This window comes from Luteimonas suaedae, assembly GCF_008312895.1.
In the GTDB taxonomy this organism is placed as follows: Bacteria; Pseudomonadota; Gammaproteobacteria; order Xanthomonadales; family Xanthomonadaceae; genus Luteimonas; species Luteimonas suaedae.
The window spans coordinates 322,429-335,082 of the sequence record NZ_VSSP01000002.1 but is presented as its reverse complement, the minus strand read 5'-3'; the positions used below and the strand labels follow the sequence as shown (position 1 = coordinate 335,082).

The 12,654-nt window shown below is 69.6% G+C and carries 12 protein-coding genes, 1 tRNA gene and 1 other RNA gene; 8 read left to right on the top strand and 6 right to left on the bottom strand.

Going from position 1 to position 12,654, the window contains the following annotated elements:
- The first annotated feature begins 37 nt into the window (after window positions 1-37).
- From FXO19_RS05720 to FXO19_RS05705, 4 genes are read left to right on the top strand one after another with little or no spacing between them, the layout of a single operon-like run.
- On the top strand, window positions 38-610 hold the full coding sequence (locus FXO19_RS05720; RefSeq protein ID WP_187775646.1) for an ATP-dependent zinc protease family protein: 573 nt from the start codon (window positions 38-40) through the stop codon (window positions 608-610).
- Entirely contained in the window at window positions 607-2,136 is a 1,530-nt protein-coding gene (locus FXO19_RS05715) for an inactive transglutaminase family protein (RefSeq protein WP_149194105.1), read from the top strand. Before FXO19_RS05720 ends, FXO19_RS05715 begins: the two co-directional genes overlap by 4 nt.
- Complete coding sequence (locus FXO19_RS05710; protein WP_149194104.1) at window positions 2,133-3,083, top strand: alpha-L-glutamate ligase-like protein; 951 nt, start codon at window positions 2,133-2,135, stop codon at window positions 3,081-3,083. The genes FXO19_RS05715 and FXO19_RS05710 overlap by 4 nt, the downstream gene beginning before the upstream one ends.
- Before the next feature lie 51 nt (window positions 3,084-3,134).
- The gene (locus tag FXO19_RS05705) at window positions 3,135-3,752 is read left to right on the top strand and encodes a hypothetical protein (protein ID WP_149194103.1); all 618 of its coding nucleotides are present in this window, start codon (window positions 3,135-3,137) and stop codon (window positions 3,750-3,752) included.
- A gap of 96 nt (window positions 3,753-3,848) precedes the next feature.
- Here FXO19_RS05705 and ffs read toward each other — a convergent pair.
- Window positions 3,849-3,945: signal recognition particle sRNA small type (gene ffs / locus FXO19_RS05700), an RNA gene on the bottom strand.
- A 49-nt stretch (window positions 3,946-3,994) separates the two neighbouring features.
- Window positions 3,995-4,087, bottom strand: a tRNA-Ser gene (locus FXO19_RS05695).
- A 366-nt stretch (window positions 4,088-4,453) separates the two neighbouring features.
- Here FXO19_RS05695 and dnaX point away from each other — a divergent pair.
- The 4 genes from dnaX (at window position 4,454) to FXO19_RS05675 (ending at window position 7,896) form a co-directional block, all read left to right on the top strand.
- Window positions 4,454-6,190 carry a DNA polymerase III subunit gamma/tau gene (gene dnaX, locus FXO19_RS05690; protein ID WP_149194102.1) on the top strand — a complete coding sequence of 579 codons (1,737 nt, stop codon included), beginning with the start codon at window positions 4,454-4,456 and terminating at the stop codon, window positions 6,188-6,190.
- 55 nt (window positions 6,191-6,245) lie between these two features.
- Window positions 6,246-6,566 (top strand): YbaB/EbfC family nucleoid-associated protein, encoded by a 321-nt coding sequence (locus tag FXO19_RS05685; RefSeq protein ID WP_149194101.1) that lies wholly within the window; start codon window positions 6,246-6,248, stop codon window positions 6,564-6,566.
- A gap of 193 nt (window positions 6,567-6,759) precedes the next feature.
- Entirely contained in the window at window positions 6,760-7,356 is a 597-nt protein-coding gene (gene recR / locus FXO19_RS05680) for a recombination mediator RecR (protein WP_149194100.1), read from the top strand.
- Between the two features lie 189 nt (window positions 7,357-7,545).
- Entirely contained in the window at window positions 7,546-7,896 is a 351-nt protein-coding gene (locus FXO19_RS05675; protein WP_149194099.1) for a histidine triad nucleotide-binding protein, read from the top strand.
- Between the two features lie 151 nt (window positions 7,897-8,047).
- On the opposite strand, the gene FXO19_RS05670 is transcribed toward FXO19_RS05675, so the two are convergent.
- Genes FXO19_RS05670 through FXO19_RS05655 form a run of 4 tightly spaced genes read right to left on the bottom strand, consistent with a single transcriptional unit; the run spans window position 8,048 to window position 12,530 of the window.
- Entirely contained in the window at window positions 8,048-8,545 is a 498-nt protein-coding gene (locus tag FXO19_RS05670; protein WP_149194098.1) for a Slp family lipoprotein, read from the bottom strand.
- Window positions 8,542-10,539: a transglutaminase TgpA family protein gene (locus FXO19_RS05665; protein WP_149194097.1), complete on the bottom strand. Its 1,998-nt coding sequence runs from the start codon at window positions 10,537-10,539 to the stop codon at window positions 8,542-8,544. Before FXO19_RS05665 ends, FXO19_RS05670 begins: the two co-directional genes overlap by 4 nt.
- The gene (locus FXO19_RS05660) at window positions 10,532-11,596 is read right to left on the bottom strand and encodes a DUF58 domain-containing protein (protein ID WP_149194096.1); all 1,065 of its coding nucleotides are present in this window, start codon (window positions 11,594-11,596) and stop codon (window positions 10,532-10,534) included. Before FXO19_RS05660 ends, FXO19_RS05665 begins: the two co-directional genes overlap by 8 nt.
- On the bottom strand, window positions 11,577-12,530 hold the full coding sequence (locus FXO19_RS05655; protein ID WP_149194095.1) for an AAA family ATPase: 954 nt from the start codon (window positions 12,528-12,530) through the stop codon (window positions 11,577-11,579). The genes FXO19_RS05660 and FXO19_RS05655 overlap by 20 nt, the downstream gene beginning before the upstream one ends.
- Window positions 12,531-12,654 lie beyond the last annotated feature (124 nt).

Below are 12,654 nucleotides of genomic sequence, written 5' to 3'. Positions count from 1 at the left end.
TCGCATGGATGTATCGAAACCGATGATCAGAAGCTTCATGACTGCATGGATCGCGGCCTGCCTGTTGGCTGTCGCGGCACCGGCGTGGCCGGCCGAGCAACGCTCCAAATCCGAGAAAGCCCGCGTCCAGGACATCTTCGGCTGGGTGGAGTGGGTCGAAATCGGCCAGCGCCTGATCCGGCTCAAGGCCAAGCTCGACACCGGCGCCACCACGTCCTCGTTGACGGCGGACGATATCGAGATCTTCCGGCGCAGCGGCAAGCGCCATGTCCGTTTCACGATCCTCGACGAGGGCCGCGACATCGAGGAAACCATCGAGGCCAGGCTGGTGCGCCACGTCCGCATCCGCAAGCACGACGGCACCACGCAGCGCCGCCCGGTGGTGCGCCTGGGCATGTGCCTGGGCGATATCTACCGCGAACACGAGTTCACGCTGGTCGACCGCAGTTCGTTCGTCTACCCGGTGCTCGTCGGCCGCAACTACATGCGTGGCCACGTGCTGGTCGATTCCGGTGAGACCTTTACCCGCCGTCCGTCCTGCAAGCAGCGCTCATCGTCGATATCGCCCGGCATGGATCGGGCGACGGCGCTTCGGTTGGCGGCGGAATGAGGCGCTGGCACCTGCTGTCACTGGTGCTGGTATTGCTGGTGACCGCGGTCTCCCTGATCGCATACAAGGTGCGCGCGCTCGGGTATCCGTTGACGCCGAACGAGGAAGTCGAGGGCTGGATCGTCGAGGCCCGGCTGTCGTTCGAGCCGACCGGCGCCGCGGTCAAGGCCGAGCTGGCGATCCCGCTCGATCCGCCCGGGTACGTCCTGCTCGACGAGAACTTCGTCTCGCGCGGCTACGGGCTGCAGACCGAGGAACGCGGCGGCCGCCGGATGGCGCTGTGGAGCACCCGCCGTCCCTCCGGGCACCAGACGCTGTACTACCGGGCGACGGTGGCGCGGAGCGACGAGGAGCGCGAGCCGCAGCCGATGCCGCCGCTGGAGCAGGCACCGGAATACGGGGAGCTGGAAGGCGAGGCGGTGCAGGCGATCCTCGACGAGGTGCGCAGCAAGTCCGCGGATATCGCCACGTTCGCGTCGATCCTGGTGCGGGTGCTCGCCAGTCCGGCTCCCGACAACAACGTGCAACTGCTGCTGCCGAACCCGGCCTCGCGCGACGAACTTGCGCGGACCGCGATTCGGGTGCTGGCCGGCGCGCGGATCCCGGCGCGCATGGTGCAGGGGATCCGGCTTGCCGATGGCGCGAGCGGGTTGCGCACGGAACCCTGGCTGGAAGTGAACAACGGCGAGGACTGGATCCCGATCGATCCGGGCAGCGGCGCCCGCGGCTATCCCGACGATTTCCTGGTGTGGTGGCGGGGCGGCGACGCGCCGTATGCGGTCGACCCTGCGCACGGTGCGGAGTTGCGATTCTCGGTGACGCGGACGCTGGAGCCGGCGCTGGAAATGGTGACCCGACAGGCCCAGCTCGCCGGATCGCCGGTCATGGCGTACTCGCTGTCGACGCTGCCCGTCGATGTGCAGAACGTGTACCGCGCGCTGCTGCTGATCCCGATCGGGGTGTTGCTGATCGTGTTCATGCGCAATGTCGTCGGCATCCAGACCTTCGGCACCTTCATGCCGGTATTGATCGCGCTCGCGTTCCGGGAAACCGATCTGACGTCCGGTCTGATCCTATTTTCGGTGATCGTGGCGCTCGGCCTCGCCGTGCGGTTCTATCTCGAGCACTTGAAGCTGCTGTTGGTGCCGCGGCTGGCGGTGGTGGTCATCGTCGTCATCCTGCTGATGCTGCTGGTCAGCATGCTGTCGTACCGGATGCAGTTCGACATCGGCCTGTCGGTGGCGCTGTTCCCGATGGTGATCATGGCGATGACCATCGAGCGCATCTCCATCGTGTGGGAGGAGCACGGCGCCGGCGACGCCATCCGCCAGAGCATCGGCAGCCTGCTGGTCGCGGTGGCCTGCTACCTGGTGATGTTCCAGCCGCGCGTCGACCATTTCGTATTCGTGTTTCCCGAAGTGCTGCTGGTGGTGCTCGCGCTGGCGCTGCTGCTGGGCCGCTATACCGGCTACCGCCTCAGCGAGCTGCTGCGCTTCCGCGCGTTCGCCGGGGCCGGCCGCCCGTGAGCTGGTTCGTGCTGCCGCATCGCCTGCGTCGGGCCGGGGTGCTGGGGCTGAACGCGCGCAATGCGCTCTATATCAGCGAGAGCAACCCGCGCCGGCTGTATCCGCTCGTCGACGACAAGTTGCTGACCAAGCAGCTGGCGCTGGATGCCGATCTCGCGGTGCCGAAACTCTATGGCGTGATTGCGACCTACCGCGACGCGCGGCAGTTCCAGCGCATCCTCGGCGATCACGATGATTTCGTCGTCAAGCCCGCGTGCGGCGCGGGCGGCGACGGCATCGTGGTGATCGCGGGCCGCATGGGCAGCAACTTCCTCAAGGTCAGCGGCGCGCCGATGTCGGCGGACGACATCATCTTTCACCTCGGCAACATCCTGTCGGGGGCGTATAGCTTCGGCGGCCGGCCGGACCAGGCGATGATCGAATACCGCGTGCGTCCGGACGCGGTGTTCGACGCGATCTCGCACCTCGGCGTGCCGGACGTGCGTGTGATCGTCTTCCGCGGTTTTCCGGTGCTGGCGATGCTGCGTTTGCCGACCCGGCTGTCGGGCGGCAAGGCCAACCTGCACCAGGGCGCCGTGGGCGCCGGCATCGACATCGCCAGCGGCCTCACCACCCACGGCGTCTGGCACGAGGACGGCATCGACCGGCATCCGGATACGATGCAGCCGCTGGCGAACGTCGCAATTCCGGGCTGGGACCGGATCCTGGAACTGTCGGCCCGCTGCCACGAGCTGACAGGGCTCGGCTACCTCGGCGTGGACATCGTGATCGATCGCGACCACGGCCCGCTGATCCTGGAGTTGAACGCGCGGCCCGGGCTGTCGATCCAGATCGCCAACCGCCAGGGACTGCGGGCGCGGCTGGAGCTGGTCGAGCGCGAGGGCGGCAAGGACAGGGCGGTGGAAGCGCGTGCGGCGTTCGTCAAGGCGCGCTTCGCATCGACGTGACTCCTCGGGTAGGCTTCAACGCGTGATGCAGGAGCCGAGGGGAGCGACAGGATGACGTGCAATGTTTCGAAGGGCCGTACTTTGATCGGCGATCCCGATCGCATTGCCAGGGGTTGGTGGCATCGGTTCACCGCGATTTTCCTGTTCGTCGCCGTCGCAGCCGGATACGGGTGCGCCACCGCTCCGGTGGGCGAGGCGCCACCGGTCAATTCCGGGGACGTGGGCGTCTCCCTGCTGTTGCCGCCGCCGGGTGCGACGCATCTCGAATTGGCGGCCACGCAGCGCTTCGTCTATCCGAACCTGATCGATCCGGTCGCGATGCCCGAGTATCCGCCGCGGTTGTTGCCGTCGCGCCTGCCGCCGGTGACGGTCTGCGTGGAAGTGGACATCGGCGAGGATGGTGGCGTATTCGCGGTGCGGCAGCGCGCCGACGAGGCATGTCCACAGGACGCATCGCCGCAGCATGCGGAGTTTTCCGCCTCGGTGGTCAGGGCCGTGCAGGGCTGGTCGTACGAACCGGCCTATCTCTGTCAGGCGCCTGAAGGCTTCAGCGGCGACGACCCCTGTCTTGCCGATGGCATGGTCGAACGGGTCACGCCGCTGCGCCTGTCCTACGCATTTCGTTTCAGCCAGCACGACGGCGAGGCGCTGGTCGAACGCATGGACTGAGCGCGCCAGGCAGTCCGCTCCGGCACGGTCATGCTGATGCCGTCGCCACGACGGATTGCAGCGAATGACCGCCGGACATGCCCTTGAATGGCGATGGCCCCGCCGACTGACCTCGGCGCCCGCGTCGACCGATACCGTTGCTGCCTTCCGGCCCTGGCGGGGTTTTCGATCTAGCGTCGCGAGGGGCCGACGGGGCCACCATAGGAACGATGCGCGTCGCATTGCACGACGTCTGATGAAATTGGCGGAGAGGGCGGGATTCGAACCCGCGAAGCGGGGTTTAGCCGCTTACACACTTTCCAGGCGTGCTCCTTCAACCACTCGGACACCTCTCCGTCCTGGCCTGAACACGCCACGCGGGCATCAGGGCCGGTAATTCTAGCCCTCGGGGAGGACGGGGACAAGGACGAGGGGGGCATGCAAGCATTCCCAGATGCCCTGGGGCGAAGCGATATTCACACAGCAAGACGAGGCCGCGGCTCCCCCTGTAGGAGGGGCTTCAGCCCCGACCGCGCCAGGCAGACGCATCGGGCGGTCACGATGAACGCGCCGCCGGTGTTTGCGAAGGGAAACCATGGCGGAGGGGATCTTCCGTCGCGTGGCAGGTCGGGGCTGAAGCCCCTCCTACAGGGAGGCCGGCATCGATTCGCTTCTGTGTGCCTTGTAGCAGGTGCGGGCGGATGCCGTGGCAGAATGGGCGCATGTCCTATCTCGTCCTCGCCCGCAAGTGGCGCCCGCGGCGGTTCGCCGAACTCGTCGGTCAGGAGCACGTGGTGCGCGCGCTGACCAATGCCCTCGATTTGGGCCGCGTGCATCATGCCTTCCTGTTCACCGGCACCCGGGGCGTCGGCAAGACCACGATCGCCCGTATCTTCGCCAAGTCGCTCAACTGCGAACGCGGCACCTCGGCCGATCCCTGCGGCGAGTGCAACTCCTGTCGCGACATCGACGCGGGCCGCTTCGTCGACCTGCTGGAGATCGACGCCGCCAGCAACACCGGCGTCGACGACGTGCGCGAGCTGATCGACAACGCCCAGTACATGCCCTCGCGCGGCCGGGTGAAGGTCTACCTGATCGACGAAGTGCACATGCTGTCGAAGTCGGCCTTCAACGCGCTGTTGAAGACGCTGGAGGAGCCGCCGGAGCACGTCAAGTTCCTGCTCGCCACCACCGACCCGCAGAAACTGCCGGTGACGGTGCTGTCGCGCTGCCTGCAGTTCAATCTCAAGCGCCTGGACCTGGGGCAGATCGAGGGCCAGATCGGCCGGATCCTGGCGGCGGAGGAGATCGCCGCCGAGCCGGAGGCGGTGCGCCAGCTGGCCAAGGCCGCCGACGGCAGCCTGCGCGACGGCCTGTCGCTGCTGGACCAGGCGATCGCCTACACCGGCGGGCGCCTGGAGACGGATGCGGTCGCCGCGATGCTGGGCACCGTCGACCGCACCCGGGTCGGCGCGTTGCTCGAGGCATTGGCCGCCGGCGACGGCGAACGGCTGCTGGCCGAAGTGGCGACGCTGGCGGAATTCGCACCCGACTGGGGCAGCGTGCTCGACGCACTGGCCGAGGCGCTGCACCGGATCCAGGTGCGACAGTTGGTGCCGGACGCCATGGTGGAGGCCGACGGCCTCGACCTGGATGCACTGGCCGCCGGCGTGCGCGCCGAGGTGGTGCAGCTCTGGTACCAGATGGCGCTGGGCGGCCGACGCGACCTGCCGCTGGCGCCCAGCCCGCGCGCCGGCTTCGAGATGAGCGTGCTGCGGATGCTGGCGTTCCGGCCCGCGGAAGCTACCGCTTCCACACCGGCCACGGCCGCGCCGGGAGGGCAGGCGTCGCGTCCGAACGCGGCCGCGGCGGCGCGGGCGGCGATGGAGGCCGATCGCGCCAAGCCAGCGGCCGCAGCGCCGCGGCGGCCGGCGCCGGGTGCGGTTGCGGCGCCGACGCCGAGGGAGGTCGCGGCTCCTCCGGCGGTGGAAGCAGCGCCACCGGCGCCGGTCGCGGCATCGACACCGGCACCGGCACCAGCCTCCAATGTGGACGTGGCCGGACAGATCGACGCGGAACGCTGGCCCGATCTGGTCACCGGCCTTGGCCTGCGTGGCCCGGTCCGGGAACTGGCCGCCCACACCGCCCTCGTCGGTTATGCCGATGGCGTGCTGCGGCTCGCGCTGCCGCCCAGCGACGACCATCTCAAGACACCGTTCCTGGTCGACCAGTTCGCCGACGCGCTGGCGCCGCATTTCGGCGCCGCGCCGCAGATCCGGTTCGAGGCCGCGGTTCCGGCCCACGGCGAAACCGCGCATGGGCGTCATGCCCGTGAGCGCAATGCGCGCCAGAACGCGGCCGAGCGGGCGTTTCTGGAAGACCCCGAGGTGCAGCGGTTGATGTCGCAGCATGGCGCCAAGGTGGTGCCGGATTCGATCCGGCCGTTCGACGACAATTGATTGCTCCGTGCGGGCCGCGCCCGCAGCCCATCCACACCGTCCGAGGAAATCCCCCATGCGTGACAACATCGCCCAGTTGATGCAGCAGGCGCAGAAGATGCAGGAGAACATGCAGCGCGCCCAGGAAGAGCTCGCCAATCTCGAGGTCACCGGCAGCGCCGGCGGCGGCATGGTCAACGTGACCCTGTCCGGCCGCATGGAATGCCGCAAGGTGCGCATCGACCCCAGCGTGCTGTCGGATCCGGAAATGGCCGAGGACCTGGTCGCAGCCGCCTTCAATGACGCCGTCAACAAGGTCAATGCCCAGTCGCAGGAAAAGATGTCGGCCGCGACCGCCGGCATGCCGGTGCCTCCGGGCATGAAGATGCCGTTCTGAAGCCGGGATTCGTGGTTCGGGATTCGAAAGAGCCTGCCGGTTTTTTGTTTGTCATCGCAGTGCAAGCTGGGATCCGTTTTGATTTTGCGGTTGTATTGAGCGGCCGACAGCAACCTGGATCCCAGCTTGCGCTGGGATGACAGTTCTTTAGCCTTTCCCCCGAGCTCCGCCCGAGCCCCGAGCCCCCGTACCCATGTCATCGCCATTGCTCGAACAGCTGATTGAAGCCCTGCGCGTGCTGCCCGGGGTCGGGCAGAAGACCGCGCAACGCATGGCCTACCACATCCTCGAGCGGCAGCGCGAGGGCGGCACGCGGCTGTCCGCGGCGCTGTCCGCGGCGATCGAGCACATCCGCCATTGCGAGCGCTGCCGCGATTTCAGCGAAACCGACATCTGTGCGATCTGCGCCAGCGCCTCGCGCGATGCGCACCAGTTGTGCGCGGTGGAGACGCCGGCCGACCGGCTGGCGATCGAGCAGGCCACCGAGTACCGCGGGCTGTACTTCGTGCTGCAGGGACGGCTGAGCCCGCTCGACGGCATCGGTCCGCGCGAACTCGGGCTCGACCGCCTGGCCGCACGGCTGGCCGAAGGCGACGTGCAGGAGCTGATCATCGCCACCAACCCCACGGTCGAAGGCGAGGCCACCGCGCACTACCTGGCACAACTCGCGCGCCAGCACGGCGTGCGCCCGAGCCGGCCCACGCACGGGCTGCCGCTGGGCGGCGAACTCGAATACGCCGACCGCGGCACGCTGTCGCATGCCTTCGGCAGCCGCAGTGAGGTGCCTTGAGGGCGGTGATTCGTGATTGGTGATGCGTGATTCGCCAGAAGCGATAGAGGCCGCCGTCCCTCACGGTACCCATGGCAGCGGGAGGGTATGCTTTTCCAATCACCAATCACCAATCACCAATCACCAATCACCAATCACCAATCACCAATCACCAATCACCAATCACCAATCACCAATCACGGCTCCCCCATGGACACCATCTTCCACAAGATCATCAGTCGCGAGATCCCGGCGGACATCGTCTACGAGGACGAGTACCTGATCGCGTTCCGCGACACCGGGCCGCAGGCGCCGGTGCATGTGTTGTTCGTGCCGAAGCAGACGATCGCGTCGCTCGACGCCGCCAAGCCGGAACACGCCGAACTCATCGGCCGCCTGGCGCTGGCCGCCGCCGAGTACGCACGCAAGGAAGGCTTCGCCGAGGACGGCTACCGCGTGGTCATGAACTGCAATGCGCACGGCGGCCAGACCGTCTACCAGCTGCATCTGCACCTGCTCGCCGGCGCCCAGCTCGGCGGCTTCGGCACCCCGGCGGCGTAGGAGCGCGCCATGCGCGCGATACCGCGGGTGCCGACAGGATCCGGTGGATACCGCGATTCCGGACTGGCAGGCGCGCCGGTCACCGGAATTCGCTGGCGGTGAAATGCCCGCGGCATCGCGCGCGCGGCGCGCTCCTACGGGCGAATGCGCGTCACCACCACCACCAGCCGTGCCACGGGTACGGGTACGGATCGTGCACGATCACGCGCACGTCCTCGCGTTCCGGCCACAGGTAGACGACGTCGGCCGTCACGTGCGGGAAGCGGTAGTCGTATTCGCCGATGCGTCGGGTCTCGTAGCCGTCGATGCGCCCGGTGAAGGTGACCTCGCGGTTTTCCTCGAAGACCGCCGGATCGTAGAAGCCGATGCGGCAGGCGAGGAAGCGGCCGCCGGTCGCATCGCTGCCGCCGTAGGGGCGGCCGGACGCGTCCAGGCGGGTGGAGAGCATGGTGAAACAGGTGCGGTCGGCCTGTGGCTCGACCTCGACCACGCGTCCGCCCCAGCGCACCATGGTGCCGGTAAGGTCGCCGGCGGCGGCGTCCTCGGGCGTGATCGCCGGGTAGTCGCCCTGCAGCGGGGCCGGTTGCGTGACGCAGCCGGCGAGTAGCAGGCCGGCCAGCACGGCGGCGGTCAAAGCGAAGGTCTTCATCGTGGTCTCTCCGGTCCCGGCGTACGGTCGGGGCGATGCGCCAGCAGGTCCCGCGCCAGTGCGCGGGCCGAGCTCGCGTCGCCACGATCCGCAGCGTAGCGCCATTGTTCGAAACGTGCGCTGAGCGCCGCCAAGGCGTGCGCCTCCGGCCGCGCCGCGAGCACGCGCGCGGTCCAGCGCGCCGCCGGCTCGTGCGGCGCGCGCGCCAGTCCGAGCCGGGCATAGCGCTCGCCGAGGCGGTGCCAGGCGCGCAGCACCGGATCGCGCTCGCGCTCGCCGCGCGCCACCAGCCACAGCATCCACGCCAGCGCCAGGCCGCCCAGGGCGGCGAACAGGATGATCAACTGCCGCGGGGCGAGTTCGCGGATGCCGAGCGGCTGCAGCAGTCGCTGCTGGCGGGCGGCATCGAAGCCGAGCACGAAGTCGTTCCAGCCGCGGCGCATCCAGTCGCCGAAATCCACCACCGGCGTCATCCGCACCAGCGCATCGAAGCCACCTTGCGGCAGGTCCTCGATCGTGTCGTAGATGCGCTCCGGTGCGACCGCCGCGGTCGGGTCCACGCGCACCCAGCCGCGGCCGTCCAGCCAGACCTCGGCCCAGGCGTGCGCGTCCATCCTGCGCACGATCCAGTACTCGCCGAAGCGGTTGTAGTAACCGCCGACATAGCCGGTGACCACCCGCGCCGGAATCCCGGCCGCGCGCATCAGCACCACGAACGCCGAACTGTAGTGTTCACAGAAACCCGCCTGCTCGTCGAACAGGAACTCGTCGACCGCGTGCCGGCCCGGCAGCGGCGTGGCCAGCGTGTAGGCGAAGTCGCTGCGCACCCAGCGCAGCATCCGCTGGACGACGGCCGCGTCGTCCGGCCCGGCCTCCTGTCGCCACTGCCGCGCCAGCGCCACGGTGCGCGGATTGAAGCCCTGCGGCAGCCGCAGCGCCAGCTGGCGCAGCATCGGCCGCAGTTCCGGCTCGAACGCGACCGGTGCCGCCGAGCGCAGTCGCCAGCGCTGCAACGAACTCAACGGTCGGCTTGCGGTCATGCTGTAGTCGTGCGACAGCTGCACGCCGTCGGGGGCGGCCAGCGGCAGTTCCAACGCAACTGCGTGGCGGCGGTCGGTGGGTTCGAGTGCGATCTCGTAGTCCCAGGTGCGGCCACCGCGCGCGGTCTCGGCGGGAGGCAGCCCGCCCAGCCACTCGGCACGCGACCAGCTGCGTCCGTCATAGTCGAGCAGCACCGGACCGCGCCAGTACATCTCCTCCGGCGCCGGGCTCGGCCCGAAGAACCGGACCCGCGCAGCGGGCGAGTCGTCGCCCAGCAAGTCGATCCATTCGCCCGGCGTCATCGTGTCCGACAGGCCCGGACGCGCCACCGCCCGCTCCGGCACGCCCCACAGCGGCGCCGCCATGCGCGGGAACAGCCAGAACGCGGTCAACGCCAGCGGCAGCCCGATCGCCATCAGCCACAACACCGCGGTGAGGCGCCGCCACGCGCCATGGGCGCCGGCCATGTCCGAACCGGCCGCGCGCTCGTCGCCCGATTCCAGTTCCGACAGTCGCAGCAGCGCCGCCAGCGCCAGCGTCGCCCCGGCAAGCCCGAGCAGCAGCGACAAGGGTCCTTGGTCGAGCAGGAAGGTGGCAAACGGCGCGAACAGCGCGAATCCGAGCAGGCTGCGGGCGTCGCGCAGGGTGAACAGCTCGACCGGCTTGATCGCCAGCATCGCCGCCAGCAGCGCACAACCGGTGTCGCGGCCGAAGGCGAAGCGCGCGGTCGCCAGCACCACGCCGATCAGCGCCAGCGCCAGCAGCAGCCGCAACCAGCCCGGTATGCGATGGCGCCACGAGATCGCGGCCACCAGCAATCCCAGGCCGCCGATGGCGGGACCGCCCGCTCCGGGCAGTTGCAGCAGCAGCGGCAGCAGGCAGCTGGCGGTGGCCGCGAGCGCCCAGGCGCGGCTGCCGGCATCCAGCGTCGGCGACGGCCGCCGCTCAGCCATGGGCGGCGACCGGTGCGGGCTGGCCGGGCAGCAGTGCCAGCGCGCGCAGGCAGGCGTGCCGGTGCTGCGCACCGCCGGCCGGGCCCAGCGGCGGTTGGCCGGGCAGCACCAGGCGGTAGCGGCGCTGGTCGCGCTCGGCCTCGTCGACCCAGCGCGCCAGGCGGCGGATGCGGTCCTCGTCGGGCAGCGACGACAGCCGGCGCCAATCCAGCACCACATCGGCGCCTTGCGGCTGCTCGTACTCGCGCACCACCAGCGTGTCGCGCCGCGCCGAAGGCTTCCACGCGATCGCGCGCCGCGAATCGCCGCGGCGCCAGCCGCGCAGGTGGTGGATGTCATCGCCCGAGGGATGCAGCCGCGCCTGGGCGTTGTCGCCGGCGCCTTCGGGCAGCGGCGGACCGTGCGCCTCGGGCGCGGGATAGACCAGCAGCGGCGCCTCCGGCCACACCCATGCCCAGGCCCGGGCCAGGCCCAGCGGCCGCGTGGTCGAGATGCGGATGCGGTCGAGTTCGTACCAGCCACGATGGAGGGTGGGCAGCTCCAGCGTCGCCTCGCCGGCGCCCTGGGCGAGCGACAGCATGGCGGCGGCGTCGCCGATCTCCACGCGCAGCCCGCGGCGCACCCGCTTCGGGTCGGCGCGCACGTGCAAGCGCAGCAGCAGCGGGCGTCCTGCGGCGACCGGTTCGGCGCCGACCGCGTGCACTTCCAGCCCGCTCAGCTGCAGGTGTGCGCCGAGCAGGCTCGCCAGCGCGGTCCCGGTCAGCAGCAGGCACAACAGCAGCGCCGGATTGTTGTTGTAGTTCAGCGCACCCACGCCCATGGTCAGCAGCAACACGAGGAAGAACAGCCCGAACGCGGTCGGCAGCACGTAGACCCGGTTGCGGTTGAAGCGTGCCGGCAGCGTTTCGGGTTGGCGTGGACGCGCGAACAGCAGCAGGCGCCGCCACGCGGCGGCGAAGCCGGAAGCGGCCGGCGTGATGCCGGCGGAGGCCGCCGTCGCGGGGCGGGGAGGCGCGGACGCGCGCGCCGGCGTGGTGTCAGTCGACCGGGACCGCATGCAGGATCGCCTTCGCCAGCGCGGCGCCGTCGCCGGCCTCGGATTCGGGCACCAGGCGGTGCGCGGCGACCGCGGCGAACAGCGCCTGCACGTCCTCGGGCAGCACGTGTCGGCGCCCCAGCAGCAGCGCGTAAGCGCGCGCGGCCTGCAGCAGGGCGATGCCGGCACGCGGCGACAGCCCCACGCGCACGCCGCCGTGGTGGCGGCTGCGTTCGACCAGCGCCTGCACGTAGTCCACCAAAGCATCGCTGGCGTGCACCGTGCGGGCGGCGTGGCGCAGCCGCACCACCTGCGCGGCGTCGAGCATCGGCTGCGCCTGCGCGATCAGCCCGCGGCGGTCGCTGCCCGAGAGCAGTGCGCGCTCGGCATCGCGGCCGGGATAGCCCAGGCTGAGCCGCAGCAGGAAACGATCGAGTTGCGAATCGGGCAGTGGATAGGTGCCGGCGAGATCGAGCGGGTTCTGCGTGGCGATCACGAAGAACGGCTCCGGCAGCCGGTGGGTGTTGCCGTCGATGCTGACCTGCTGCTCGGCCATCGCCTCGAGCAGCGCGCTCTGCGTGCGCGGCGGGGCGCGGTTGATCTCGTCGGCGAGCAGCACGTGCGCGAACACCGGCCCCGGATGAAACTCGAACTTCCGCGCCTGCGCGTCGTAGACCGATACGCCGACGATGTCCGAAGGCAGCAGGTCGGAGGTGAACTGCACGCGCTGGAAGCCCAGCCCGACCGTCGCCGCCAGTGCATGTGCCAGCGTGGTCTTGCCGAGGCCGGGCAGGTCCTCGATCAGCAGATGTCCGTCGGACAGCAGCGCGACGAAGGCGAGCCGCACTTCCTGCGCCTTGCCCAGCAACAGCGCGTTGACCTGCTGCTGCGCGGCCTTGAGCGCGTTTAACAGATCGTCGGTTAGCATGTCGGCATGCGCGGGCGATACGGACATCGGCGATCTCCGGCGTTATGTGGGTGAATCCCGGATCGCGACGCGCATCACGGCGCGTGGGGCAACGCCGGACAGGTCCATCGCGGGTGCAACGAGTGTAACGGGGTCGGATGCGAATGCGGAT

What these genes read in the sequence shown, in the direction of transcription:
- FXO19_RS05720 (WP_187775646.1), top strand. Translation starts at nt 38, where the DNA reads ATGACTGCATGGATCGCGGCCTGCCTGTTGGCTGTCGCGGCACCGGCG.
- FXO19_RS05715 (WP_149194105.1), top strand. Translation starts at nt 607, where the DNA reads ATGAGGCGCTGGCACCTGCTGTCACTGGTGCTGGTATTGCTGGTGACC.
- FXO19_RS05705 (WP_149194103.1), top strand. Translation starts at nt 3,135, where the DNA reads ATGACGTGCAATGTTTCGAAGGGCCGTACTTTGATCGGCGATCCCGAT.
- dnaX (WP_149194102.1), top strand. Translation starts at nt 4,454, where the DNA reads ATGTCCTATCTCGTCCTCGCCCGCAAGTGGCGCCCGCGGCGGTTCGCC.
- FXO19_RS05685 (WP_149194101.1), top strand. Translation starts at nt 6,246, where the DNA reads ATGCGTGACAACATCGCCCAGTTGATGCAGCAGGCGCAGAAGATGCAG.
- recR (WP_149194100.1), top strand. Translation starts at nt 6,760, where the DNA reads ATGTCATCGCCATTGCTCGAACAGCTGATTGAAGCCCTGCGCGTGCTG.
- FXO19_RS05675 (WP_149194099.1), top strand. Translation starts at nt 7,546, where the DNA reads ATGGACACCATCTTCCACAAGATCATCAGTCGCGAGATCCCGGCGGAC.
- FXO19_RS05670 (WP_149194098.1), bottom strand. Translation starts at nt 8,545, where the DNA reads ATGAAGACCTTCGCTTTGACCGCCGCCGTGCTGGCCGGCCTGCTACTC.
- FXO19_RS05665 (WP_149194097.1), bottom strand. Translation starts at nt 10,539, where the DNA reads ATGGCTGAGCGGCGGCCGTCGCCGACGCTGGATGCCGGCAGCCGCGCC.
- FXO19_RS05660 (WP_149194096.1), bottom strand. Translation starts at nt 11,596, where the DNA reads ATGCGGTCCCGGTCGACTGACACCACGCCGGCGCGCGCGTCCGCGCCT.
- FXO19_RS05655 (WP_149194095.1), bottom strand. Translation starts at nt 12,530, where the DNA reads ATGTCCGTATCGCCCGCGCATGCCGACATGCTAACCGACGATCTGTTA.